The following is a 26,974-nucleotide window of genomic DNA, read 5'->3' as shown; positions in this document are numbered from 1 at the left end:
CTGCTTTACATCTAATAAAAACGTCTTTAGAATGCGCATCTCAGTTCGGATAGCTGGCAGAGCTCGGTTTAATGCACCTGACTTGAAATCAGACGTACGGTCAAACGTACCGGGGGTTCGAATCCCTCGCTATCCGCCATATATGAAGAACCCGCACTTGTTGCGGGTTTTTTATTGCCTTGAATTTAGTCATTTAATTCAACTAGCGAGGGTGAGAAGCCCCGCGGTTCGACAAAATGTCTGGAACATTTTGTACCGCCTCTGGCGCCCGAAGGGTCAGGCACACGGACGTGCCTGAGTACATCCCTCGCTATCCGCCATATATGAAGAACCCGCACTTGTTGCGGGTTTTTTATTGCCTTGAATTTAGTCATTTAATTCAACTAGCGAGGGTGAGAAGCCCCGCGGTTCGACAAAATGTCTGGAACATTTTGTACCGCCTCTGGCGCCCGAAGGGTCAGGCACACGGACGTGCCTGAGTACATCCCGTTCAGTTATCTGTAACTTTTCAATAATGACTAACTTCAAATTGAGACTTTTTTGCTATTCAACGTTGTTCGTTGGGCCTTTTTTATTTATGGCGAAGCGTCGGGATGAGAACCCCCGCGGTTCGACAAAAACTTCTGGAAAGTTTTGATTCACTACGTCCATGTTTTTCACCTGCTTCGCAGGCCAGCTAAAACTGTTCTAATTTGTTCCAATAAACTGGTTCACTTTATGCATTTCGTCCTTGAATAGGAGGTAGTTAATCAGTCTATTTTTTACTACTTTCGTTGTAGTTGATTAACAGTCAGAGGTGATATATTCAATTGTTGGTGTGTCACCTGCATGAGCCGCTCTGTTATAAATCAAATAACAATTAGTTTCGATTATAGTTTTTTGTTTATGTAAGCACCTGAAGTCCAAGTAAAAGAAGCTTTGGTTAGGTAGAAAATACTACCTTAATTGTTAGTTGACCAAATCCAATCCGTGGCAAAATCATCGCTCATGGCTTTGGAAATACCATTGTTTCGCGAACCACTAGGATAGCCATATCTAGTTTCTATGTCAGACGTTCCGTCACCGTCTAAGCCTACATTGGCAAGTTCCGTACTATCCAACCCTTGTATACTTGCTTTGGCATAGACTAATTGACCAGATGATTTAATCGCACCACCGACACTTTTTAATATTGCTATATTAGCTTCACCACTCATATCGATAAATTTGGGAGCGGCAGTGACAGCCAATATACCCAAAATAATAATGACGATTATTAATTCAATTAAAGTAAATCCACTTTGTTTGTTTATTTTCAATGGTGTGATGGCAGCCATGTTATTCTTTTCTTCTGCATATATTTCAGCTAGCTTTTAAAGTAAAAAAGCCAGTTATTGTGAAAATTGTATCGAGATTTCAATTCTGATAAAACTATATTTCAGTCTAAATAGTTAACCTGAATACTGGATAAGCAGAACCTCTCGATAACGCTCTTTTTGTGCCTAGCGACATTGGATTGTCTAGCAATAACACGTTATTACTTACGACAATCTCCCTTGCTATCCACGAAAAATTTCGTCACCGAGTGAGCATTCAAGTGAGGTGATTTGGACGAACGTTATTATATTATTGAATTATTTCGTTAGATTTATCTTGAACGATACTTCTTATCCAGAACTCAGGTTAGTTAATTTTAGTAAAAAATATGTACGGTAAAAAATATAAGGTATTGAATTAACGTTGGTATTTTGAGGAGGAATTTGAATGTGACTGCTGAATATTATCAGTTGCCATAAAAAAGGCTCGGAAATCGAGCCTTTTAATAAGAATGATAAATACGATTAAACGAGTAAATTAGCAGGTTTAAATTCTACTTCAGGGTCAACAAGTTTAGCTTGATCTACCTTGTCTCCACCTTTTATAAATTTAGTACCTACTACATAAGCTTTCGCATTATTGACTGAGTCTACTGCTAAAAGCGTGTCGTCTTTAAAATACCAGACTGAAAATTTATGCCCTTCACTGGGCTCTTGTCGAACTAATATTTTATTGTAGCCTTGAGATAGGCCCACCATTTGTAATTTCACGTCGTATTGATCAGACCAGAACCAAGGTAAAGTATCGTAATTGACATCTTTGCCACAGATAGAAGCTGCAGCTATTTTTGCTTGATCTACCGCATTTTGTACTGACTCTAAACGGATGTTACGGTCGTAGTGGGGGTTGTGATGAAAACTACAATCGCCAATTGAGTATATGTCGTTATCACTGGTACGTGCTGCCCCGTCAACCGCTATACCGTTTTCTATGGTTAAGCCTGCTGTTGCTGCTAGTTCGCTATTCACTCGAATACCGACTCCTACCACAATTAGATCGGCTGGGTATTGGCTACCATCAGAACAACTGACAATATTTTTGTTATCACTAGTGACGATTGAAGATACGTCTTTTTGGGTTAGTACTTCAACACCATTTTCAGCATGCAATTTCTGAAAAAACTCAGACATTATAGGCGCGGTGACACGGGCAAGAATTCGTTCTTCACGTTCTAATACTGTGACTGTCGCACCTAATTTTTTCATAGAAGCTGCGGTTTCAAGGCCTATATAACCACCACCAATTATTACTACTTGTTTGCTGGTACTTTGCTCTAAAGCTTGACGAATATTAGTGACATCAGCCGCTGTACGCAATGGGTACAAGTTAGAAGCATTATTAATTCCTTCAATCGGTGGGATAAAAGGTCGTGCACCTGTGGCAATCACTAGTTTGGTATAACTGTGTTGTTCACCAGCACTAGTAGTGATGGTTTTGTTCGCTGTGTCTATCGCGGTAATAGATACGCCTAAATTCAGAGAAATGTTTTCTTTTAGATAACTATCAGCTGATTTTAATAGGTTTTTTTCTATGCCATCGTCACTGGTCAAATAAGCTTTTGATAATGGTGGACGGTGGTAAGGTAGAGTCGGGTCTGCATCAAATAATTTGATTTCACCTTGCCAACCTTCTTTGCGTAGGGCAAATGCTAAATTAACGCCAGCATGACTGGCACCAATGACAATACACTTTTCTTCACTTACAACCATCGAGGGCACCATTTCTATTAGTTAGCTACAGTTAGTTCTAGACCATCTAAGTCTTGTGTAATTTCAATTTGACAGCATAAGCGACTGAATTCGTTAGCGTTATCAGATAACTCTAACATGTCTGCTTCAATTTCACTGGCTTCGCCAGCTTGGGCTACTTGGCTAGGGTTAACGTGTACATGGCATGTTGCACATGAACAAACGCCGCCACAGTCGCCATCAATACCTTTTACACCATTTTCTACCGCTAGGGCCATTACAGAGCCTGAATCAGCTTCTAGGGTGATACTTTCGTTGTCTTGGGTAATAAATGTAATTTTTGCCATTTTGATATTCTCGCTTATTTGTTTAGGTTTATGCTTTATTAAATTTAACCGTTAGGTTTTCATAACCTACTTTACGGTCGAAATCGTCCCAATGCTCGATATTATCTTGGGCGTCTAGTAAATCTATGGTGCTGACTTTTTCACAAAACACATCAATCAAGGTGCTTAATATCTGCCGTGCATGGGTGGCGCCAAGGCAGTTATGATGACTAAAACCAAACCCTACATGGGGGTTTAATTTGCGGTCTAGTACAATTTCGTTCGGGTTTTCAAATACCGTTTCATCACGGTTAGCTGACGCCCAACACAGAGATATGCGAGTGTCGGCTTTGGCTGCATGTTCGCAGACTTGAGTGTCTTCTTTTACTACTCGGCCCATATGGGTAAGAGGGGAGAAATAACGAATAAATTCTTCAATTGCTCGGCCTCTGATTTCTGGCTCATCACGTAAACGTTGCAATGATTCAGGGTGGTCAGCTAAATAAGCAATGGTATTTGATACTGCATTGATAACTGTGTCTCTGCCGCCAGCAAAAGTTAATATGAGTACACCTTTGGCTTCTTCTTTGCTCATTTTTTTACCATCGACTTCTGCGCCCAATAATACAGAAAATAAGTCGTCACTTGGATTAGCTAGAGCTTCGTCAAGTTTCTCATCGAGGTAATCGTATAATACTTGTGCTTTGTCGCCGTCTAAGGCATCGCCTTCACTTCTAAATACGTGAGTTCCCCAGCTGATCCATAATTTTGAGTCTTCAAAGGGGGTGTTAAGTAATAAAGTCAGAGCTCTAGATTGCAGAACTAAAGAAAATTCTTTAATCACTTCAACTGAATTACCAGCCAAATTTTCAGTCACTAATTTATCAACAATGCTATGAAGTTTTTGTTTGTAGTCGTCTTCCAGTGGACGTTTAAACCATGGGTCAAGTAGGCCTCTAAACCCTTTATGTTTTGGAGGATCCACTTCAAATGGAATTTGTCTGGTAGTACGAATGTTCACTTCAGACGGCACCACTATGCGTCCAGGAATATCTTCCGAGCTAAAGGTTTTAGCATTATGTGCACATTTTCTGACGTCTTTAAGTCTTAACATCATGGTGACGGGATCATCTTGATCACTTACTTGTGCATAACCTTTTTGTTGTCTTGCTTCTACAAAAGGATCTTTAATGTCGCTTATTTTCATGACGCCCTCATTTAATGTATGTCAATCTGTACTGGTAATGACATAATAATGTTATTTAAATAGTATTTATGCCATCAATTTGGCTAAAAGTATCGTAATTTTGTCTTGTTAACGGTTTGTTTCTATTTGGTTGAAGAAGTGCAATGTTTTTACTAGGTTTTTATTCCAATATTCCCATTCATGACAGCCCGCTAATTCTTGATATTGATGAAGAATTTTAGCCGCTTGTAGTTTGCTGACTAAATCTCGATTACTTTCAATTAAATCGTCACTGGTGCCACAATCTAATCGTAAAGGTGGGAGATCGGCTTTATTTTGTTGGCACCAGTAAATAATGTCTGACTCATTGGCATCGGCAGTTTGATATTGGCTTAAAGGTACGTCGGTAAAAATAGCGAGATCTTCCACTTTAGTAATAGAAGAGTGGGCAGATATACCACTGAATCGTTTTGCATATTTAGCCCCTAAACGTAAGGCTCCGAAACCACCCATAGATAAGCCGCTTATATATAAATTGCTATCGCTACTTACAGAGTCCACTGTGTCTATAACAGTATTAATTACATCATCCATGATCCATTTTTCAAAATTGCCATGTTGTTGCAGCGGTAAATAACCAGAACCTTCCCAGATACCGCCATCAGACGGCATGACTAATACAAATTCACTTAAACCTTGTTTACGTAAGTTTTCGTATACTTGGTGAGCACCACCTAAATCCATCCAGACCCAGTTATTGCCATATACACCATGTAACAATATGACAATGGGTAAGTCCTTCTGTTGGCTGTAGGGATTATAAACCGTGACATCTTGACGACGGTTTAGATTATCTGAGTGCAAGGTTAAGGTTAATGTATTTTTCCGAGCATACTTGGGATTAGATTTTTCAATACGAGTGACAGTCATTATTTAACCCTTAATTTGAACCTTCAGCGGTATCCATTAACACCACACCTTTAGCAATCCGGCCATTTAATAAATCATCAAAGCCTTGCGCTATATCTTCTAATCGATAGGTTTTGGTAACTAACTCTTCGAGCTTAAGTTTACCTTGTGTATATAAATCTAATACTCGTGGAAAATCACGCTCAGGGTTACACATGCCATATAAAGGGTTAATGTAAATTTTATCCCATTCGAATAATTCACAATCAAAATCGATACGCTGCTCTATACCACTAACTTGTACAGCTGTTCCTGCACTTCGAATAAGGGTTAAAGGCGCAGAGCCTAGGGCAGGGATAGCAGTACATTCAAATGCGTAGTCTGCACCTCGTCCACCATTTATAGACATGACTTGTTGTTTTACTTTGACAAAATCAATATCGTCTTTTTCTGAAATGACGCCATGAGTGGCGCCAAATTCTTTTGCTTGGTCAATACGGTTTTGTGCAATATCGATGGCAATAATTTTTGCCGCTCCTGAGTTTTTAGCTCCTTGGATCACATTTAGACCCACACCACCACAACCTATAACACAGACAGTAGAGCCTGCTTTTACATTCGCCGCGTTAACCACTGAACCCCAGCCTGTCATTACTCCACAACCAACAATTGAGGCGGCAGCAAAAGGAATGTCATGAATCAGTTTTACCACAGCTTCTTGTTTAACCATGGCATATTCACTCATGGCACCTAAATGAAATGAACGTTCAATTGGTTGATTGTTGTGGGTAGACGACTCTATTTTTGCGTGCCCTTCAAGACCACAGCCACAAACAGGGGAGTTGGTTTCGCAAATATGCACATTGCCTTCATTACATTGGAAACAATGGCCACAGGGAATTGCCCAGTTTAAAATGACTTTATCGCCAACCGCCACTTTTGTTACGTTTTTACCGACAGAGTGAACATAGCCAGCCCCTTCATGACCCACGATAAAATTTTTGTTCCAAGTCTGGATTGAGTCCCAGTCTGTATGACATATACCAGCTGCGACAATTTTCACTAATACTTCATTGTCGGCACATTCGCCAATTTGTATTGTATCAACTTGATAATTGCCTTTGCCGTCAGAGATAACTGCTTTAGATGTGATCATACTTGGGACTCTTTAAAAAATTGTAAAAATAATGGAGGTGAATTGAAACATAGTATAGCTTGCAATTACTGTCAGTTATTTATTAAAAAATGTCATTTATTTGATGTTGAATTGTTTAAGACTGTGATAATTTTATTTTTTATAACAGAATCATGTGTGAAATGAATGAAAGCACAAAGAGTATATTGTGAACCTTTTTGTATAGAAAAAAGTCATCTATTTGAAATTCATAAAGTGGTTTATCAAGCACAAGATCCATATAGTTGTTTTATGCATTTTCATGAAGTACATGAATTTATTCTGTTTGAATCCATCACTGGCCAGTACTTTTATAGTCAGGGGGAGTCAAACCTGCAAGACAACGATATAGTGTTTACGCCCGCGATAGAAACACACAACTTTGATTGTGCTGATGGTGAAAAGTCTTGGTACATTTTGCAATTTTTACCTGCTCTATTTGATCATGAAGATTTTATTCATGTAAGAGGTGTGTTTAATCAAGCCTTACATTTGCGCTTGGAGCCTGAACATATACAGGTTGTGCAGCAACAGTTGGCTTGGCTACATCAATGTTACCTGCGGGATCCGCATAGTCCCCTGAGTTTAAACTTACTAAAAACAATAATTTTATGGATAGCTGAGTTTTCTCATACTGTTGATCTACAAGACAATAAACCGATTGCTAAAAGCCCTGGGTTTAAAAAATTACAACCTATAATTGATTTGTTTAGACATAATCCTTCAGTTGAATTATCGCTTAATCAAGCAGCTGAAAAGTGTTATTTATCACCGGCCTATTTCTCTCGGTTATTTAAAAGTGTGTTTCGTTGTAACTATTCGGAGTACAACTTAAAACATAAGTTGTACAGTGCCGCCAGAATGATCAGCCAAAGTGAAAAATCGATTACCGAAATCAGCTATGAATTACATTTTTCTAGCCCATCTCATTTTATTGCTCAATTTAAAAAACAGTTTTCGGTTACACCTAAAAAGTATCGTAGTGAAGTACTTTTGAAATCTGGTTAACCAAAAATAAAACTGGCATGACTTCTTTTTTTGTTAAAAAGTAGGTAACCTAGTACGACAAGTCTTAAACAATTATTTAACAATGAGCATATTATGAAATCAGTACTAAGTATTTTATTGTCTGTTGCACTTCTAGCGGGCTGTGTCATAGATGGACAGCCACAACCCAAATCCCTATTAGATGCTGAATTATCTCAATTTTCTAATATATACGATTACGGAACAGCCGAAATGATAGGCGATGAGTTAGTCTTGAATTCAACAGGTAACTTATTCTTGACCACTAAAAAGCGTTATAAAAACTTTATTTTAACTGGCGAGGTTATATTACCCGACGTCAGCGAATACAGTAACTCTGGCTTTATGTTTAGAGGCAGCGCTATTAAAAAGGGAAAGAGAGTAGAAGCCGCAGGGTACCAAGCTGAAGTTGATCCTAGTCCTCGTAAATGGAGTGGTGGTTTATATCATCAAGCAGGACGCCAATGGTTACACCCAGTGCATAAAACCCGTTCTAACTTAGATGCTGACTTTGAAAAGAATTTTTTGCCCAAATGGACAGATGAAATGGCTAATGCTTATAAACATCTTGAATGGAACAGCTATCGTATTGAGTGTATCGACAACGAAATTAAAATTTATTTGAATGGTGTGTTAACCACTCATGTTTTAGATAATAAATTAAAAGAAGGCTTTATCGGTTTACAGCATCACGGTAGCGAAAAGTTACGTAAAACTGGCAAAACAGATAATATTGTGCGTTTTAGAAACGTATTTGTGACTGAGTTGAAATAAATTGTCCTGAACAATAAAAGCCTATTTAATTTAGCCCAATTTATCCTTGGGCTTTTTTATTCTTGCTTGTTAAAGTTCTATCTACTCTTTCGGCATAATCGATATAGCGATGTTAGTACTTGATAATGATTATAAGAATATTTAATTGAGGACGTCAAAGTCTACCCGCTAATTTACTATTAAATTCCATTACATCGATGTATTTTTCAAAAAAACGAATCAAGGGCTTAGAGTAGATTTAGATGGTTTCTTTTTAGTTTTAATTAACTCTGAAAGGTTTAGAATTGGTACAACCGAGTGGACTCGAACCACCGACCCCCACCATGTCAAGGTGGTGCTCTAACCAGCTGAGCTACGGTTGTATTTTACTATCTTTGTAAAATCTACTACAAACATTGCGTCTGAAGCGGCGCGTATAATAACTATGGTCTGATGGCTCTGCAAGCCATTTTTTCCTATAATTGATTGAATGTTCAGTAAATGTACAATTCAAATGTATTTGATTGGCTAACTTAGGGCCTTTTCTCAAAAACAGATAAACATTGATTAACTTTTGCGCCTCAATAGTTGAGATAATCACAAAAATGGGAAAACCATATTTTCAATGGCTACTACTCAATTCTTAAAGATACTACCCGGGGCGATATTACAGCGCTTAAATAGCCCTTGCCAAAATTGTATATGTTGAGACATTGCAAATTGATATGCGCTAAAGCCTGTTTTGTTATGGTGTTTTACATACATGGTAAAACTGGTAGATAAATTCGATTGTTGACTAAGCTGTGTGAAAATAGGACTTAGTTGGTACTGATAGTCATTTATTCTGCTGGCTATCGGTTGAATTTTTTCAATAAAATATAACTGAAATACATTCGCCATATATTTAACTTTAGTTTCAGCTCTACCATTTTTACATTTTAATTGATGGTTATGCTGCTTTAGCCATTGGGTTGATTGGTTTAATTGCTTAGTTAATGTGGTTTGACTTAACCATAATTTGGCGGGTAGGGCGAAGTGTTTTATTTGTTGTAAATGATGTTCTAATTCACTAGCGTTGATTTCTTGATTTTGCTCCAAATTAATTAAATAATGAAATGCTTCTTTACTGGCACTTATCCCATCTTCTGCTGTGCCCAATACATAATGTTGATTTGTACTCAGTGCATATTTCATTTCACTACTGTTTTGAATGAGTTCTGCCCACACATTCGTGATGTTGTTTAATTTTATTTGTTGCCAGTTTTTTAGTTTTAGCAGTAATTCTTCATTGTTGATGATTTGTATGCATTGCCCTATGGCTGCTAGTAATTGATGTTCGTATAGGTACCGAGTCGAAGGTAACTGTAAGCGACCTAAAGTGGTATTTCGTTCGGCCACTAAAGAATATAACTGACAAGGTTTTAACTGATAAAACTCAAACAGTTTAATAGTCGTTTCGCTGATATTAAGGGGGCGCTCAGCCAAATGAGGGTAGGGCGCTAGACTAACTTGTTTTAGGTTTGGCGTATCTTTATCTATTATATTGGCTAAACGTTGTTGATAGTCATCTATTAAATATGGGAGTTGTTTGTTGTTATTACATGAAAATAAAAAACAACTCACAAACATAGTAATTATCAGTTTAGCTAAGATCATCTACCTTAGCCTTTTGTCTGTGAGGAAATACTTCGCCCTCCATCAACCGCAAGGATTTGTCCAGACACATAAGTTGCAGAAATTAAATACGAGATAGCATGAGCAATGTCTTCAACCTGGCCTAAACGTTGGGCGGGTATGTGTTTTAATATTTCGTTTTTATCTTTATCTGACATATTCTGTTCTGGCCACAATATAGCCCCTGGTGCCACCCCGTTTACTCTTATGCTTGGGGCCAACTCTAATGCTAATGATTGAGTCATTGTCACTAAAGCCGATTTAGCCATGCAATATAAGGTATGTTGTTTTAAAGGTTTAGCTGCATGAATATCAACCATATTAATAATACAACCATTATTTTTGGCAAGTTCTGGCTGGCAATATTGTGATAAAAATAGTGGCCCTTGCATATTACTGCCCACTAAACTGTGCCAATCTTCTCCAGTAATAGTACCGATTGGGGTAGGGTAAAATGATGAGGCGTTATTAATTAATACATCTATTTGACCAAAGGCATCTATGGCTTGTTGTCCCACTCGTTCAATAACGGATAAGTCTGATAGATCACCTTGTACTAAGCGAGCTGATTTAGGCCTGATGAGATTAAGATCTTTGCATAATGTTTCAGCCTCTAAACGGGAGTGATTACAATGCACTACTATATTGGATCCTAAATTATGTAGGTATCTGGCAGTGAATGCGCCTATACGTTTCGCACTACCAGTAATAAATGTGACTTTGTTATTCATTAGCACTTAAATATAAAGAAAAAACAAAGCATATCGTCGAACTTAACTAAAGCCCAGCAATAAAAACTAGTCATCTAAATTTTTCAAAATGACTTTGGCGCTATCTAAGTAATAGCCTTCGAATAATAGTGCATGATTAAGTGTGTGATAAAGTTGGTAAATAGGTTTGCGATATATATAGTCATTATCTAAAGGCCAAATATTATCATATCCCTGATAAAATGAATCTGGAAAACGGCCGAATAATTCTGTCATGGCTAAATCTGTTTCTCTATCGCCAAAATAAAATGCGGGATCAAATATCACAGCTTGTTGCTTATAAAAACCGGTATTATTTGACCATAAGTCTCCATGTAACATTGAAGGTAAAGGATTATGTCCAGCTAATAGTTTTTCCACTGAATGTACTACTTTATCTATATCGGCTAGTTTATGCCCTTTTTCTGCGAGTAACTGCAACATAAAACCAATGCGTTGTTCAGCAAAAAAATGGCTCCAATGTTTATGCCATTTGTTGACTTGTGGCGTCAGTCCAATGAAATTGTCTTCTTGCCAGCCATACATTTGTTGACTATTTTGTTGATGCATATTGGCCAGACATTGACCGAATTTATAATGTTCATCGTTAGACCCTGCACACAGATGTATGTACTCAAGGGCTAAAAAACTGTGATTAGATACAATCCCACTAGTAATTACTTTAGGAACCTTAAATAGATGTGTTTTAGATAAGTGTTCTAAGCCCTCTGCTTCTGCTTGGAAATTACTGAGCTTGACTTTGTCATTTACTTTTACGAAAAATCTATTTTTACCATCAGATATTCGAAATGTTTGATGACTGTTGCCTTCTGGCATTTCTCGCACATCGTCACAAATAAACTCGTGCTGGGTACTTTGACTGATTTGTTCGCTAATAAAATGCCACATAACAATAATCCAAAATAAATGAGTGCTCTTTTATTATGGTGTATTTGGCAGTTTTGTATCTTTGATTAAGTAATCAAATTCGGTTTTTTTATATCATTTAGTAATTAACTTTATGGATCTTCATTGCATAGCTAAAGCATATCTCTGTATAATATTGCGCAATTAATAGTTGTAGAATTTTATCTATTATTACTGACACCCGTTTGGGTGTTTTTTATTTTTGTCTTGGGGTTTACACCCTATTGAAAAACATTCGCATGTGGCGCTTGGTAGGTGTCACCACTGCATTAAGGATTAACTATGCCCATAATTACTCTTCCCGATGGTAGTCAACGCCAATTTGATCATGCAGTTTCTGTACTTGATGTCGCTAATGACATAGGTCCTGGTTTAGCTAAGGCTACTATTGCCGGTAAAGTCGACGGCGTTCGAGTTGACGCTTGTGAATTAATTGAAAAAGACGCTAAATTGCAAATCATCACAGCGAAAGATGAAGATGGGCTAGAAATTATCCGCCACTCCTGCGCCCACTTAATTGGTCATGCTATTAAGCAACTTTACCCCGACGTGAAAATGGCAATAGGCCCAACTATTGATAACGGTTTTTATTACGATATTGATATGGAACATTCATTAAACGATGAAGATCTAGTCAAAATTGAAAAACGTATGCTTGAACTAGCAAAAACCAACTATGAGGTGGTTAAAAAGGTGGGAACTTGGCAAGAAGCCAGAGACACCTTTGAAGCTCGTGGCGAGACTTATAAAATACAGATCCTTGATGAAAACATTGCTAAAGATGATCAACCTGCTTTGTACCATCATGAAGAATATATCGACATGTGTCGCGGTCCTCATGTACCGAACATGCGCTTTTGCCAACACTTTAAATTGATGAAGGTCGCTGGTGCTTATTGGCGTGGTGATAGCGACAATAAAATGTTGCAACGTGTTTATGGCACAGCTTGGGCAGATAAAAAACAACTTAAAGCGTATTTAAATAGATTAGAAGAAGCAGAAAAACGTGACCACCGCAAAATTGGTAAATCACTAGATTTATTCCATTGGCAAGAAGAAGCACCGGGAATGGTGTTTTGGCACAATGATGGTTGGAGTATATATACCGAACTTGAGAAATTTATCCGTGGCAAATTACGTGAATATGATTATCAAGAAGTCAAAGCGCCGTTAATGATGGACCGAAGCTTATGGGAAAAATCAGGTCACTGGGATAAATATTCAGAACACATGTTCACCACAACCTCTGAAAAACGTGAATATGCGGTAAAACCTATGAACTGCCCTGGTCACGTACAAATCTTTAATCAAGGCCTAAAATCCTATCGTGATTTACCGCTACGCATGGCTGAGTTCGGTTGTTGTCACCGTAACGAACCTTCAGGTGCACTGCACGGACTAATGCGGGTACGGGGTTTTACTCAAGATGATGCGCATATTTTCTGTACTGAAGAGCAAATTTTGGCTGAAGTAGGTGGATGTATTGATTCTGTCTATGAAATCTACAAAATTTTTGGTTTTGAAGCTATCTCTGTGAAATTGTCTACTCGCCCAGAGCAAAGAGTAGGCAGTGAAGAAATGTGGGATAAAGCTGAAAAAGAATTAGCAGAAGCGCTAACCACTAAAGGCATTGAATTTCAGTACCTTCCAGGTGAAGGCGCTTTTTACGGACCCAAAATTGAATTTACTTTACATGACTGTTTAGACCGAGCTTGGCAATGTGGAACAGTACAACTTGATTTCTCTATGCCTGGTCGTTTAGGTTCAACTTATGTTGCTGAAGATGGTGAACGAAAAGTGCCTGTTATGATCCACAGAGCAATTTTAGGTTCGTTAGAACGTTTCATTGGTATCTTAATTGAAGAATATTCTGGCTTATTCCCACTTTGGTTAGCACCCACACAAGCTGTAATTTTGAATATTACCGATAAACAGGCCGATTATTCGCAAAAAGTACTAAAAAAACTAAAAGAAAGTGGTATTAGAGCAAAGTTAGACTTGAGAAATGAGAAGATAGGCTTTAAGATCCGCGAGCACACGCTGAAGCGTGTCCCATATTTGCTTGTTGTTGGCGATAAAGAGATGGAAAGTGGTGAAATCGCAGTGCGTTCGCGTAAAGGTGATGACCTAGGTAAAATGTCCATTGAGGCATTTATCGACAAAACCATGTTAGAAGTTGACAACAAACATATCTGATTAATTTTTTGGAGGAATAACATATTAAAAGCGCTAACATGAAGGCTAAAGATTCGAATAAAGCTCGAATTAACGAAGAAATTACATTAAATGAAGTACGTTTGGTTGGTAAAGATGGTGAACCTTTAGGCGTAGTGTCTATCAATGAAGCTATGGCTACTGCCGAACAAGCAAGTTTAGACTTGGTTGAAATTAGCCCTAATGCTGAGCCGCCAGTATGTAAAGTAATGGATTACGGTAAGTTCTTGTTCGAAAAGAGCAAGACACTTAAAGAACAAAAGAAAAAACAGAAGCAAATTCAGGTCAAGGAGATTAAATTTCGCCCTGGCACTGATGAAGGCGATTACCAGGTAAAACTGCGCAACCTGCGTCGCTTTCTAGAAGCGGGTGACAAGGCCAAAGTAACGATTCGTTTTCGCGGACGTGAAATGGCACACCAAGAGATTGGCATTGAACAACTAAAACGTGTTCGCACTGATTTAGAAGACATTGCCAACTGCGAATCTTTCCCAAATAGGGTAGAGGGTCGTCAGATGATCATGGTGCTTGCCCCAATTAAGAAGTAGTTAAGGTCTACAAGTAGTTCGGATTCTGCCCCCGTTCTCACCTTGCTGCTAAATATGTAACTTAAACTTTGAGTGTCTGCAACACGATAAGTTATTAACAATGCGGAGTTTTAGCAATGCCTAAAATGAAATCACACCGTGGAGCTGCGAAGCGTTTTATTAAAACTGCTTCGGGTCGCTTCAAGAGTAAACAGTCTCACTTACGTCATATTTTGACTAAGAAGAGTTCTAAGCGTAAACGTCACTTACGTGGCAAAAAATTGGTCCATGTGGCCGACACTGCGTTAATTCAACGCATGTTACCTTACGTTTAAAACAGGAGACTTAGAATATGGCAAGAGTAAAACGTGGTGTTGTTGCACGTGCCCGACATAAAAAGGTACTAAAACAAGCCAAAGGTTATTATGGAGCTCGTAGTCGAGTTTATCGCGTTGCTGTACAAGCAGTAACAAAAGCTGGTCAATATGCATATCGTGACCGTCGCAACAAAAAACGTACATTCCGTCAATTATGGATTGCCCGTATAAATGCTGCTTCTCGTCAAAATGGTATGTCTTACAGCCGTTTCATCAATGGTTTGAAAAAAGCATCTGTTGAGATCGATCGTAAGATTTTAGCTGACATAGCGGTACATGATAAAAATGCATTTGTTGCGTTAGTAAATGCAGCTAAAGGTGCATTAGCTTAATTTTTTAAGCTAATTTTTTTAATTAATAGTTTAAGTTCTTTCAGGAAACGGCGAGCAGGATGCTCGCCGTTTTTCTTTCTATTATTTACCATCCAGCATAAAAACAATTTTACTTTTAACCCTACTGTTTTAGTTCATGCTTTAAGTTAGCTTCAATGTTACTTTGTTCAAGGTAATTATCATTACTTAAATTCAGCAAAAAATCGTTAGAAATCCGTACTTTCCGTTAATTTCACCTAGCCTCAGCACCTTGCTTTCGTGTAGAATATCTGGCTCTTAAAAATGTCCAAACTTATCGCTTTGCTGCGGAATGTTTAACAATTAAAATATAATGTAATTCGAGGAAACTATGGATCTTGATGCCATAATTAAAGAAGCAAAAACGCAAATCAATGTTGCTCAAGATGCAAATACACTTGATGCCGTTCGCGTTGAATTCATGGGCAAAAAAGGCCGCATGACAGAGTTACTTAAAGGGTTAGGGAAACTTTCTAATGAAGAACGCCCTGCTGCAGGTCAAAAAATCAATTTGGCCAAACAACAAATTCAGCAACTTATCCATGCTAGGGGTGAGTTATTACGCACTCAAGAATTAAATCAAAAATTAGCGGGTGAGAAAATTGATGTCACTTTGCCTAGCCGAGGTATAGAGCGAGGAGGGTTACATCCAGTTACTCGTACCATTAATCGAATTGAAAGTTTCTTTAGTGAATTAGGATTTACCGCAAAAACAGGTCCTGAAGTAGAAGATGGTTTTCATAATTTTGACGCGTTAAATATTCCAGCTAATCATCCAGCTAGAGCTGATCATGATACTTTTTATTTTAATCCTGATGTGATGTTACGTACCCAGACTTCTGGTGTGCAAATTAGAACCATGGAAGTAGAGCAACCACCGTTAAGAATTATTTCACCAGGTAGGGTTTACCGAAATGATTACGATCAAACTCATACACCTATGTTCCATCAAGTTGAAGGTTTAATGGTGGATAAAAACGTTAGTTTTGCGGAATTAAAGGGAATTTTACATGATTTTCTGAATAATTTCTTTGAACAAGATCTGCAAGTACGTTTTAGACCTTCATACTTTCCTTTTACAGAACCTTCGGCTGAAGTAGATGTTATGGGTAAAAATGGTAAGTGGCTTGAAGTCTTAGGGTGCGGAATGGTCCATCCTAATGTACTTAAAGCCGTCAATATTGATCCAGAAGTCTATACAGGATTTGCTTTTGGTATGGGCGTCGAACGATTAACTATGTTGCGTTACGAAGTGAATGATTTGCGTGCCTTCTTCGAAAACGATCTTCGTTTCCTTAAGCAATTTAATTAAGCCGAGCCAAGAATATGAAATTTAGTGAAAAGTGGTTAAGAGAATGGGTTAATCCTTCCATATCTACAGATGCTCTTTCTGAGCAATTGAGTATGGCCGGTTTAGAAGTTGATGGTGTAGAAGCCGTTGCTGGTGAATTTAGCGGTGTGGTAGTCGGTGAAGTAGTTGAATGTGGCCAACATCCAGATGCAGACAAATTACAAGTTACCAAAGTCAATGTCGGCGACGATGAACTCGTTGATATCGTTTGTGGTGCACCGAATTGTCGTCAAGGTTTAAAAGTTGCAGTAGCCAAAGTCGGGGCTGTGTTGCCTGGTAACTTTAAAATTAAGAAAGCAAAATTACGAGGCCAACCTTCATTTGGTATGTTATGTAGCTTTTCTGAGTTAGGCATTTCCGAAGATTCAGATGGTATTTTAGAACTGCCTTTAGATGCACCTATTGGTCAAGATATTAGAGAATATTTATCTTTAGATGATGTCACTATCGAAGTGGATTTAACGCCAAACCGTGCCGATTGTTTAGGTATCAAAGGTTTAGCTCGTGAAGTTGGAGTGCTAAATCAAACGAATGTTACTGAGCAAGTAGTCGCTGATGTCGTGACTGAAATTTCTGATAGTAGAAATATTCAATTAGCTAACCCTGAATCCTGTCCTCGATATTTAGGGCGTATAATAAAAAATATTAACCTCAATGCTACCAGTCCGCTTTGGATGGTAGAAAAATTAAGACGTTCAGGTATTAGAAGTATTGATCCTGTAGTTGATGTAACAAACTTTGTGTTGTTAGAGCTTGGTCATCCGATGCATGCTTTTGACAATGACAAGCTTGAAGGCGATGTAATTGTTCGACTTGCTAAACAAGATGAGAAGCTAACACTGTTAGATGGCAATGAAGTGACTTTACAAGCTAATACACTGGTTATTGCAGACTCTAATAAGCCTTTGGCTATGGCTGGTATATTTGGTGGTTTAGAGTCTGGCGTTACTTCAACCAGTAAAGATATATTTCTAGAAAGCGCATTTTTTGCGCGTGATGCAATTATGGGTAAAGCTAGACAATACGGCTTGCACACCGATGCATCTCATCGTTACGAACGTGGCGTTGATCCTGAGTTACAAAGAACCGCTATGGAACGAGCTACCACCTTATTATTAGATATTGTTGGTGGTCAAGCCGGCCCTATAGTTGAAGCTATTGAACAAAGCCATATACCTAAAACACAATCAGTTAAACTTAGACATAATCGTTTGACGAGTGTATTAGGTATTGAAATATCAGCAGATAAAGTATCAGATATTATTCAGCGTTTAGGTTTTGCTATGTCATTTGAAAATGGCATTTGGCAGGTATCAGTTCCTCCTTATCGTTTTGATATTAGCATTGAAGAAGATCTGATCGAAGAAGTGGCTAGAGTTTACGGCTACAACCAAATTCCGAACGTTTCGCCAGTATCGACACTTAAGATGTCTAAACATCAAGAGAGCAAAGTAGAATTAAAACAGCTAAAAACAGTTTTAGTCGAAAGTGAATACCAAGAAGCCATTACTTATTCATTTGTTGATCCGAAAATACAAACTCTTTTATATCCTGAAATTGAAGGCTTAGTTTTACCTCATCCTATTTCCTCAGAAATGTCTGTGATGAGAGTTAGTTTATGGACTGGTTTGTTGCAAGCCGTTTCCTATAACCAGAAGCGTCAACAACCTAGAATTAGACTATTTGAATCTGGACTAAGATTTATCCCAGATAAGTCAGAAAAAACCGGTGTTAGACAAGAATTAGTATTAAGTGGTGTGATAACCGGTAATCTTAATGAAGAAAATTGGGACAGTGCTACTCGCGCAGCAGATTTTTATGATGTGAAGCGTGATGTTGAAAACATACTTGATAGTGCAGGTGTGACCGGCTACTACTTTACTGCTGTTCAGCAAAACGCATTACACCCTGGTCAAAGTGCTGCAATTTATAAAGATAATCTATTACTTGGTTATCTAGGTGCGGTTCATCCACAGTTTGAAAAAGTATTAGGTTTAAATGGCCGTACTTTCGTATTTGAATTGGAAATTAATGCTCTTGGCGTAAAAAAACTACCTATTTCTGAAGAAATATCAAAATTTCCTGCAAATCGACGTGACATTGCAATCGTTGTAGACGATGATAAAGTAGTTGGTGAAATTTTGACTAGTATCGAAAAATTTGGCGCAAATCAACTAGTTGGCCTAAACTTGTTTGACGTGTATAAAGGGAAGGGAATTGCAGAAGGTAAGAAAAGCCTCGCGATTTCACTTATCTTGCAGGATAAATCTAAGACGTTAGCAGAAAGTGACATTCAGGCAACGGTTGATGGGATTGTGGCCGAGTTATCAGAAAAATTTGAAGCATCTTTGAGGGATTGATTTTATGGCATTAACCAAAGCCGAAATGGCGGAACATTTATTTGAAAAGTTAGGGCTCAACAAGCGTGATGCAAAAGATCTTGTTGAAACTTTTTTTGAAGAAGTACGTGAAGCTTTGGAGTCTGGCGAGCAGGTTAAACTCTCTGGATTTGGTAACTTCGATCTAAGACAAAAAAATGAGCGTCCAGGAAGAAACCCTAAAACAGGGGAAGACATTCCAATAAAAGCACGCCGAGTGGTGACTTTTAGACCTGGCCAGAAACTAAAAAGTCGTGTAGAGAGTTCTAAACCTTTTGAATAAATTGTTTTAATACAAAAAAAACCGGCAAATTGCCGGTTTTTTTATTTTTATAATTTGTACTGTTTATAGCACAGAAACTAAAGCTTTAGCTAACGCATCTACATTAGATTGACTAATGCCGGCTATATTTACTCGGCTCGAACCGACAAAATACACACTGTGCTGATCTCGCATCGCTTGCACTTGCTCTGGAGTGATACATAAGAAAGAGAACATTCCTTTTTGTTTTTTTACAAACTCAAAATCTTTCTGTGAACCGTATTCAGTTAACTTACTAACCAGTAGAGTACGCAGATCTTGCATGCGACTGCGCATAGCTTCTACTTCACCCATCCATTCAGCACGTAATACATCATCATTTAAGATAATATCTACCAAAGCGCCACCGTATGAAGGAGGCATAGAGTAAATACCACGAGCAATTGACTGTATTTGTGTTTGAATAGCTTGACGGGTAGCCGAGTTTTCAGTCACCATTACTGCGATACCAACACGTTCGCGATATAAACCAAAGTTTTTCGAACATGAAGCTGCAATGACAACTTCAGGTAGGTTATTCACCATTAAACGCATTCCGTAAGCGTCTTCTTCTAATCCGTCACCAAAGCCCTGGTATGCAACATCAACAAAAGGAATAAAACCAGTTTGTTGAGCGGTTTCTAAAACCACTTGCCATTGTTCTTTAGTTAAATCTGCACCTGTTGGGTTATGGCAGCATCCGTGTAATAACACCACGTCGCCTTTTTTAACTTGTTTTAGGCAATCAATCATGGCATCAAATTTTATGCTAGCACTGTCTTTATCAAAATACGGGTAAGTTTCGATTTTTAGACCAGCGTTACCAATTAATGGTATATGGTTAGCCCAGGTAGGATCACTTACCCAAACAGTTAACTGATCATCACAACGTTTGATTAACTCAGCTAAGATCCTAAGTGCTCCACAGCCGCCAGGAGCTTGAACTGCTGCTATTCTATCAGCTAATAAAGCTGGACTATCTTTGCCCAGCATTAGCTGTAACATGCCATCTATATACCCTTGCACACCTTGTGGGGTGATATAGGTTTTAGAATCTTCTTTGTCTAATAAAATTGTTTGTGCTTTAGCCACTGAACTTAAGATCGGTGTATGACCTTGTTCGTCTTTATAAACACCTACGCCTAAATCAATTTTGTTAGGATTTGTATCGGCTTTAAAAGCGGTGGATAAACCTAATATAGGATCTGCGGGTAGTTGAGGCAATACTTCAAACATGATGTTCCTTAGTGGTAAAATTGATGACTAGCGTATCGGTGCATTATGCCACTAGTATTGAAAAATTCGAGTAAAATTAACTCTATTTTATATTGAAATGGAAACTTTTTTCAGACAAACAATTTGCTTTATTGTTATACGTCCGTTCGTACCAATTTACTTGTTGATTTTTATCGACTGTAAGTACAGTTGAAGAACGAGTCCCATACTCTTCTCCTAAAATGAAAATTGGTGATAGTCGTCTTTCATGCTCCAGTGAAATGCCAGTTTTAGGAAGATGCTGATCGTCAGCTTTGTTACTATCAAATAGTAGGTCAAATAAATTTTCAGGAGTGATATTTTTTTGAGTTTGGCATAAAGTTTCTAATTTACTTTTACCTTTGTTCATTTTTGGCCAACTACTATCTAGTTTCTCATTCGAAAGACTATGGATCCCCGAAGTTAAAGAAACAATTTGATCAAAATGATTATTATATACTTCTAGCTTGTCCCATTTTCCAAACAATAGGTTATATCCATTGTATTGGTCTTTTGTTTGGCTGAGGTTTGTTGCATAATTTTGACTTGGCTGTGTAAGATAATTAGAGACCAATTTACCTCGACTGATTGCTTTTGTATTATTACGTTGAGGATTGCGAATATTGGTTAATGCAGCCAAAAATCCGCCTTGGTTAATCCCCATCCAACTCCCACCGGCTTCTAGATCTCTGCCTGCTAATATATTGTTATTATCTGACCAAAAGTTTGACTCAGCAGTCGGCCGAGCAAAAAATTCATCACGATTGGCAGCAATCATCAGTGGATAATCTTGATTTTTATTAATCGCAACAAATAATATACACATAATAAAAGCTTATAGTTTTTTCATTTTAGTCATTTCTTAATTTATCAACTCGATCAAATAAACGTTCAGAACTATCGACAAATTCAACACTTGATATAGTTCCTGTTAAATTATAACTAGGAGCAAGTAGGGTAGGATCATAATTAGGTCGACTATTAAAATCATCGTCCTTTAAGTAACCCATAGCGAAAATTGGAATAATAACCATGCATGATAAAGCCGCTGTAATAATGTTACGTCGGTTATCTGGTTGGTGAAAGGCTATAAATAAACTTAACCAAATGAAACTAACCACTATGATAGAAAATACACCCAGTTCAAGCCAATTGAACCATGCACCTGGTTGAATGTTAAAAATGACTACTTTTTCTAATAAGCTGAGGACATATACTAATAAACTAGTGATCAAGGTCAAGTTGACTTGATTCACCAAATGGCTTTCTTTCTTAGAAATTTTAGCCAATGCAGCAAAACATAATGGCCAAATACAGATGATGGCCAGTTGACTTAATTGTGAAGTTAAAACACTGATTAAATTAAATTCTTCAATACTATTGATGAATTTTGCGATTAGCATATAGCTAAGACAAACAAAGGTTAAAAATACTGTTAAGAATGCACGGTTCAACCAATTCAAATTTTCTTCTAATTCACTAAGAGGCATAGCAACAGGTAAGGGAATTTTTGTATCAATTATACGTAGTCTAGTGCGGCCAATTTTGATTATGTCATTGGACGTTAAATTTGCTTGCTTAACATACTTATTATTGACCTTAATACCATTAGTCGATTGACAATCATTAACTACCAATTGCCCCGATTCAGGGTCAATAGCAACTAACATATGGCTAGGACAGACATAAGGGTCGTCTAATCTTAAATCATTGTTAAAATCACGCCCTACACATACATAGTCTTGTTCAAACTTAAAATGTTTGAGAGGAATGTTTTTACGGGAGAGGAGCTCTAAAACTATTGCCATTCAATTGAATCCATAAATTTTTTAGTAAATGTCAAAGCTGATTCTTTTGCTACTCCAGCCAAGGTGAAATGACTTATCAAACCATTTTCATCGTGATCTAATGTGGCTGCCACAAATAATACATCATACAATTTGTCAAAGTCTTTATAGGCCCGCAAACATAAAACAGTCTTGCTTGAAACACCATGTATATTGGTGACTTTATCTTGTTGGCAACGATAATTAGTAATATCAACTTTGCCTGCTTTATTGCCAGGACCTGCACCAGTGATACTGTCGGTATAAAATGAATAGAACCTGTGTTGACCTAATGACTTTCCTTCTAACCATTCAAAGTCCAATTCAAGAGAGCCGGTATTTAAATCTGAATGCAGAAAAATTTGTTCATCTAATCGACAACGGTTTTCTACAGATAAAAACAAGGCATCTTTATTATTCGCATTTGAGTCGCCCCAGCAAGAGACAAACTCTGTAACTTGGGAAGGGACTGAGGCTTTTCCTAAGCTCGCTGTTTTCCAATTTTGATTTTTTAGACGAGAAAATAACCTTTGTTGGTTATCCATCAGTTGTTCTTGGATACGAGGTTTTAGTCGATCGTTTGAAATAGGCTCAGCATCTTGGTTACTGAGTAAATCAATGACTTTGGCTAAAGGGATAAGAAAGCCAATCTGATTACCTGCGGTTGCAACATTCACACCCATTACTTCCCCTTTGTGATTGACTACTGGGCCGCCGCTCATACCAGGATTTATGGCCCCGGTGAAATGTATCCTTTGATAGAAGCTATTTTTTTTCAATCCGTTAAAGGTTCCCGGTACCACTATCATGCCTAAGTCATGAGGGTTACCTAGTGAATAAATATCACTGCCTTGTTCAGGTAATGATAAAGCGATAGGAAAAGCACTTTCTGTATCATTTAGCTGAACTTTTCGTACTAAGGCAAGATCGTTAATCACATCTAAATCAATTAATTGTAATTGCCCTTCTTGACCTAAATGATCCATATATTCAATACGGAATTTTTCTGGATAATATATATATTCTGAAACTACATGATAGTTTGTCACTATATTACCTTGCAAATCTACTTGAAACCCTGAGCCAATTGAAGATTTGTTGCCTGATTCTAAATCAATTATTTTGATTTGATATAAAGCGTTTTGATACTGGCCAAAAAGGCTCTGAGCTGTCTGTTGACTATGCGCCGGAGCGAAAACCAAAGACAACAAAATTACTAATATTCTCAATATCTGCATTCCAATAAAATAAGGTGAATTTGACTAAGATTAAGTACTTTTTTGATGACCTAACATTAGGGCTTCTTCACAAAGAGTAATAGCCTCTATACAGTTAGTTTAAATTGCACAGAGCAAGAATGAAATGGTTTGTCGCTCGAATACAGTGTTTCTTTATAAATTAGTTATAATAAAAATCCATTTTGTTTAATAAAGGTTAACTGTTTGTTGGGTTGTGGTTAAAAATAGCGGTTTGTTTGTTTTCATGCATAACACCGCTTAAGTTACGGTACGGATTTCATGGTGAGTGATATACAATAGGTTTCAATGCTTTATATATGCATTTGATTATAAGAAAAAACATATGCGATTTTGTGTTACTCCTTAGTTGAGTAACAATATACAAAATAAATTTGCCAAATTAACCCTCATATTGAGTGAATTACTTAGGCTCTTGGTTAATTGATAATAGATCTTGTTATCGCACTGGAGATAAAGATTGAAAAATAAAGGTTTTACAACTCGTTTAGTTCATGCCGATCGTTTACTTAATAATCCTCAATATGGTGCTGTGCATCAAGCTACTAGTAATTCAGTTTTGTTTGAATTCTCTGAAGCACAAGACATAGTCGATGTTTTTCAGGGAAAAAAACTCGGTCATGTTTATGGACGTTCATCGAGTGGTTCAACTGCAGCCTTGCAAAATATATTAAACCATTTAGAAGGCGGGATTGGTGCGGTTACATTTGCTACTGGGATGGCTGCTATTTCTTCTTTAATGATGAGTTTATTCAAAGCAGGGGATCACATTATTGTCAGTCATTTTCTGTTTGGTAATACCCGTAGTTTCACCGAAACAATGGAGTTATTAGGAATTGAACTGACTTTTGTTGATGTGACTGATGTGCAAAATGTTAAAAAAGCTTATAAAGCCAATACTAAAGCTGTGTATTTAGAAACGATTGCCAATCCAGTTACTCAAGTAGCAGATTTACGTGCAATTGGACAATATTGCCAAGAGCAAAACGCCTTATTCATAGTTGATAGCACAATGACACCACCTAATATGTTTGATGCTAAATCTGTTCTTGCTTCGCTCACCGTCAGCTCGCTGACAAAATATATGTCGGGTCACGGCAATGTGTTAGGCGGAAGTGTGGTCGACACTGGCTTATATGACTGGTCTACATTCGATAATATCTTGGATATTTATCGCGGTACTGATCCAAGTTTATGGGGCTTAACTCAAATTCGTAAAAGAGGATTGAGGGATATGGGGGCAACATTATCTCCAGAAGCCGCTCATGATATTTCTATTGGCTTAGAGACGTTAGTCTTACGCACCAATAAAATGAATGACAATGCATTGCGCATTGCGAATTATTTACAAAACCACGAAAAAGTAGCCGCAGTCTATTATCCAGGTTTAGCTAATCATCCCCAACATTATTTAGCCCGAGAATACTTCCAAGGTTACGGTGGAATTTTAAGTTTTGATTTGCTTGATGATATTGACCCTATTGCTTTTCTAAATGCCTTAAAGTTGGTTATATGTGCCACTCATCTTGGTGATACTCGAACTTTAGCTTTACCTGTTGCTTCAACTATTTATTATGAATCAACGGCTAAACAGCGTGAAGAAATGGGAGTTAGTGACAACATGATTAGAATGTCTATCGGAATTGAAGACAATGATGATCTGGTTGCTGATTTTGAAAATGCTTTCGCTCAATTTTAAGCGATAACGGCCGCAAAGAGATAAAAAAAGTCAAAGAAGGCATTGTTTAAAAGACGATGCCTTTTTTGATAGATAACCTGAGTTCTGGATAAGAAGTATCGTCTAATCTGAATTTATCATTACAATTCAATAGCTTAATAACGTGCACCCAAATCACCTCTCCTGAATGCTTACTCGGTGACGAAATTTTTGTGTATAGCAAGGCGGGTTGTCGTACGTAATAACGTGTTATTACTAGACAATCCAACGCCGCTAGGCACAAAAAGAGCGTTATCTAGAGGTTCGGCTTATCCAGTATTCAGGTTAGATAGTAAAATTAAATTTGAACTAACTAAACTTGAAGCTTAGGACGCATAAAGGCCATAACCTTTTGCCATATAAACTGCGGACAAAGGTATGATCACCAAACAAGTCAGTTCCAGTCGTACCGTATTGATAATAGATTTAGGTACATTGACCAATTTTTGTTTAGCACGACAGATTTTATTAATATAAATTGTCGGATAAATGGACAGTAATGCCATTACAATGAATAGGCTCACTTTTAAATGAAACACCCAATTTTTAGCATAAAACTCAGCTGGTTTACCCACTCCAAACCAAAGGGTTAAACCAGCCAATAACACGATTAATGCACTTAGGCCATACACTCTATCGATCCTCGCTATTTTCTGCATTTGTGCCAGATTAAGCTCTCCTGTCAGCATCATATGTTTAGCGACTAAGGTACCAGCTAAAACGATAATACCTATAAAATGGCAGTAACGTACCAGTATTTCATCCATGATTTATCCTGCTATTTATCCGTTTTTTTTATTAACGTCACTTTTATTTTATCTAATAAAATACGCTTTTGTTTATATAGCGAGCCTAGCGCTTTTTTATAGACATTTTTACTGACATTAAATCGTTTAGAAATTTCATCAGCAGGGCTTTTATCAGTCAAAGTGGATAAGCCGTCGTGGGCAATAAGATCTTCTATTATTTGTTCTTCTAGGGTGTTTCGTGCAGTGGGATCATGAAATTGGAAACATAAATTGATTTTACCGTCTTCACGAATTGATTTGATATAGCCCTTCATTGAGTGGCCTATTTTGATCGGCTTGAATACTTCATCTCTAAATAATAGGCCTAAGTGAGAACCATTAATGATGGCTTTGTATCCCATATCTGTTTTACCACAAATGAGTAAATCTACTTCTTGTTTTGGTTCAAAAGTGCCGCCTTCCTCACTTGATTCTTCATATAAAAAATCACTTAAACGAGTAGATGCCGCAAGACGTCCAGTTTCATCATCACAGAATACATACACCACGTAAGAAATTCCTTCAGACATGGGGTAAGCTTGTTCGCTATAAGGCACCAATAAATCTTTTTCTAGCCCCCAATCCACAAATGCACCAATTGGGGTAATGCTCACAACTTTTAAATATGCACAATGATCAACGAACACTTTAGGACGTCTAGTTGTTGCAATAATGCGATCATCACTATCGTGGTAAATAAATGCGTGAACCATATCACCCATTTTACATCCCAGTGGTGCATTTTTGGTAGGCAATAAAATTTGCCCTTTGTCTTTACCATCTAGGTAAAAACCAAAAGGAACTTCATTGATGACTTCTAAGGTGTGAACCATTCCAACTTGTAACATAGTTTGAGCAATTATCTTT

At 37.6% G+C, this 26,974-nt stretch carries 25 protein-coding genes and 2 tRNA genes; 11 read left to right on the top strand and 16 right to left on the bottom strand.

The features are described 5' to 3' along the window. Window positions 1-47: 47 nt before the first annotated feature. A tRNA-Ser gene (locus GQR87_RS11975) sits at window positions 48-139 on the top strand. Window positions 140-941: 802 nt separating this feature from the next. Here the strand turns inward: GQR87_RS11975 and GQR87_RS11970 are convergent. The 6 genes from GQR87_RS11970 to GQR87_RS11945 all read right to left on the bottom strand — a co-directional run bounded on the left by GQR87_RS11970 (window position 942) and on the right by GQR87_RS11945 (window position 6,621). Beyond that, window positions 942-1,316 (bottom strand): prepilin-type N-terminal cleavage/methylation domain-containing protein, encoded by a 375-nt coding sequence (locus GQR87_RS11970; protein ID WP_199271610.1) that lies wholly within the window; start codon window positions 1,314-1,316, stop codon window positions 942-944. Window positions 1,317-1,820: 504 nt separating this feature from the next. Beyond that, window positions 1,821-3,065, bottom strand: coding sequence for an NAD(P)/FAD-dependent oxidoreductase (locus GQR87_RS11965; protein WP_233267253.1), 1,245 nt, complete (start codon window positions 3,063-3,065; stop codon window positions 1,821-1,823). Between the two features lie 17 nt (window positions 3,066-3,082). Beyond that, window positions 3,083-3,391 (bottom strand): 2Fe-2S iron-sulfur cluster-binding protein, encoded by a 309-nt coding sequence (locus tag GQR87_RS11960; protein WP_158969590.1) that lies wholly within the window; start codon window positions 3,389-3,391, stop codon window positions 3,083-3,085. Between the two features lie 28 nt (window positions 3,392-3,419). Next, entirely contained in the window at window positions 3,420-4,577 is a 1,158-nt protein-coding gene (locus tag GQR87_RS11955; RefSeq protein ID WP_158969588.1) for a cytochrome P450, read from the bottom strand. 108 nt (window positions 4,578-4,685) lie between these two features. Then, window positions 4,686-5,486, bottom strand: a complete 801-nt coding sequence (locus GQR87_RS11950; RefSeq protein ID WP_158969586.1) for an alpha/beta hydrolase family protein — start codon at window positions 5,484-5,486, stop codon at window positions 4,686-4,688. A 10-nt stretch (window positions 5,487-5,496) separates the two neighbouring features. Continuing rightward, window positions 5,497-6,621: an alcohol dehydrogenase catalytic domain-containing protein gene (locus tag GQR87_RS11945; RefSeq protein ID WP_158969584.1), complete on the bottom strand. Its 1,125-nt coding sequence runs from the start codon at window positions 6,619-6,621 to the stop codon at window positions 5,497-5,499. Window positions 6,622-6,786: 165 nt separating this feature from the next. Between GQR87_RS11945 and GQR87_RS11940 the strand changes: the two genes are divergently transcribed. Continuing rightward, window positions 6,787-7,647 carry an AraC family transcriptional regulator gene (locus GQR87_RS11940; protein ID WP_158969582.1) on the top strand — a complete coding sequence of 287 codons (861 nt, stop codon included), beginning with the start codon at window positions 6,787-6,789 and terminating at the stop codon, window positions 7,645-7,647. A gap of 93 nt (window positions 7,648-7,740) precedes the next feature. Beyond that, a complete protein-coding gene (locus GQR87_RS11935) occupies window positions 7,741-8,439 on the top strand; it encodes a DUF1080 domain-containing protein (RefSeq protein WP_158969580.1) in 699 nt (232 codons plus the stop codon). A gap of 285 nt (window positions 8,440-8,724) precedes the next feature. Here GQR87_RS11935 and GQR87_RS11930 read toward each other — a convergent pair. From GQR87_RS11930 to GQR87_RS11915, 4 genes are all read right to left on the bottom strand, one after another. Continuing rightward, a tRNA-Val gene (locus GQR87_RS11930) sits at window positions 8,725-8,801 on the bottom strand. Between the two features lie 253 nt (window positions 8,802-9,054). Beyond that, window positions 9,055-10,074: a DUF3080 family protein gene (locus GQR87_RS11925; RefSeq protein WP_233267252.1), complete on the bottom strand. Its 1,020-nt coding sequence runs from the start codon at window positions 10,072-10,074 to the stop codon at window positions 9,055-9,057. 5 nt (window positions 10,075-10,079) lie between these two features. Next, entirely contained in the window at window positions 10,080-10,823 is a 744-nt protein-coding gene (locus GQR87_RS11920) for a pteridine reductase (protein ID WP_158969578.1), read from the bottom strand. Window positions 10,824-10,889: 66 nt separating this feature from the next. Next, window positions 10,890-11,750 carry a fructosamine kinase family protein gene (locus tag GQR87_RS11915; RefSeq protein ID WP_158969576.1) on the bottom strand — a complete coding sequence of 287 codons (861 nt, stop codon included), beginning with the start codon at window positions 11,748-11,750 and terminating at the stop codon, window positions 10,890-10,892. A 300-nt stretch (window positions 11,751-12,050) separates the two neighbouring features. On the opposite strand from GQR87_RS11915, the gene thrS reads away from it, so the two are divergent. The 7 genes from thrS (at window position 12,051) to ihfA (ending at window position 19,248) form a co-directional block, all read left to right on the top strand. Then, window positions 12,051-13,964 carry a threonine--tRNA ligase gene (gene thrS, locus GQR87_RS11910; RefSeq protein WP_158969574.1) on the top strand — a complete coding sequence of 638 codons (1,914 nt, stop codon included), beginning with the start codon at window positions 12,051-12,053 and terminating at the stop codon, window positions 13,962-13,964. Window positions 13,965-14,002: 38 nt separating this feature from the next. Continuing rightward, window positions 14,003-14,530: a translation initiation factor IF-3 gene (infC, locus tag GQR87_RS11905; protein ID WP_158969572.1), complete on the top strand. Its 528-nt coding sequence runs from the start codon at window positions 14,003-14,005 to the stop codon at window positions 14,528-14,530. A gap of 116 nt (window positions 14,531-14,646) precedes the next feature. Then, a complete protein-coding gene (gene rpmI, locus GQR87_RS11900; protein WP_039989589.1) occupies window positions 14,647-14,844 on the top strand; it encodes a 50S ribosomal protein L35 in 198 nt (65 codons plus the stop codon). Window positions 14,845-14,861: 17 nt separating this feature from the next. Further along, window positions 14,862-15,218, top strand: a complete 357-nt coding sequence (gene rplT / locus GQR87_RS11895) for a 50S ribosomal protein L20 (RefSeq protein WP_158969570.1) — start codon at window positions 14,862-14,864, stop codon at window positions 15,216-15,218. Window positions 15,219-15,567: 349 nt separating this feature from the next. Then, entirely contained in the window at window positions 15,568-16,548 is a 981-nt protein-coding gene (pheS, locus tag GQR87_RS11890; protein ID WP_158969568.1) for a phenylalanine--tRNA ligase subunit alpha, read from the top strand. A gap of 14 nt (window positions 16,549-16,562) precedes the next feature. Next, window positions 16,563-18,947, top strand: coding sequence for a phenylalanine--tRNA ligase subunit beta (gene pheT, locus GQR87_RS11885; RefSeq protein ID WP_158969566.1), 2,385 nt, complete (start codon window positions 16,563-16,565; stop codon window positions 18,945-18,947). A gap of 4 nt (window positions 18,948-18,951) precedes the next feature. Further along, entirely contained in the window at window positions 18,952-19,248 is a 297-nt protein-coding gene (ihfA, locus tag GQR87_RS11880) for an integration host factor subunit alpha (RefSeq protein WP_158969565.1), read from the top strand. A 63-nt stretch (window positions 19,249-19,311) separates the two neighbouring features. Here the strand turns inward: ihfA and GQR87_RS11875 are convergent, their stop codons facing one another. The 4 genes from GQR87_RS11875 to GQR87_RS11860 form a co-directional block, all read right to left on the bottom strand. Next, a complete protein-coding gene (locus tag GQR87_RS11875; RefSeq protein ID WP_158969563.1) occupies window positions 19,312-20,502 on the bottom strand; it encodes an amino acid aminotransferase in 1,191 nt (396 codons plus the stop codon). 82 nt (window positions 20,503-20,584) lie between these two features. Further along, complete coding sequence (locus GQR87_RS11870) at window positions 20,585-21,346, bottom strand: NRDE family protein (protein WP_158969561.1); 762 nt, start codon at window positions 21,344-21,346, stop codon at window positions 20,585-20,587. Between the two features lie 25 nt (window positions 21,347-21,371). Next, on the bottom strand, window positions 21,372-22,328 hold the full coding sequence (locus GQR87_RS11865) for an FHA domain-containing protein (RefSeq protein WP_158969559.1): 957 nt from the start codon (window positions 22,326-22,328) through the stop codon (window positions 21,372-21,374). Further along, window positions 22,319-23,575 (bottom strand): serine protease, encoded by a 1,257-nt coding sequence (locus GQR87_RS11860; protein WP_158969557.1) that lies wholly within the window; start codon window positions 23,573-23,575, stop codon window positions 22,319-22,321. The genes GQR87_RS11865 and GQR87_RS11860 overlap by 10 nt, the downstream gene beginning before the upstream one ends. A gap of 487 nt (window positions 23,576-24,062) precedes the next feature. On the opposite strand from GQR87_RS11860, the gene GQR87_RS11855 reads away from it, so the two are divergent. Beyond that, window positions 24,063-25,301: a cystathionine gamma-synthase family protein gene (locus tag GQR87_RS11855; RefSeq protein WP_158969555.1), complete on the top strand. Its 1,239-nt coding sequence runs from the start codon at window positions 24,063-24,065 to the stop codon at window positions 25,299-25,301. A gap of 344 nt (window positions 25,302-25,645) precedes the next feature. Here the strand turns inward: GQR87_RS11855 and GQR87_RS11850 are convergent, their stop codons facing one another. Both GQR87_RS11850 and GQR87_RS11845 read right to left on the bottom strand, forming a co-directional pair. After that, window positions 25,646-26,086: a DUF2214 family protein gene (locus tag GQR87_RS11850; protein WP_158969554.1), complete on the bottom strand. Its 441-nt coding sequence runs from the start codon at window positions 26,084-26,086 to the stop codon at window positions 25,646-25,648. 11 nt (window positions 26,087-26,097) lie between these two features. Beyond that, complete coding sequence (locus GQR87_RS11845) at window positions 26,098-26,955, bottom strand: S1 RNA-binding domain-containing protein (RefSeq protein WP_158969553.1); 858 nt, start codon at window positions 26,953-26,955, stop codon at window positions 26,098-26,100. Window positions 26,956-26,974 lie beyond the last annotated feature (19 nt).

Source organism: Paraglaciecola sp. L3A3 (assembly GCF_009796765.1).
In the GTDB taxonomy this organism is placed as follows: domain Bacteria; phylum Pseudomonadota; class Gammaproteobacteria; order Enterobacterales; family Alteromonadaceae; genus Paraglaciecola.
The sequence above is the reverse complement of the archived record's forward strand: the minus strand, read 5'-3'. Positions and strand labels throughout refer to the sequence as shown.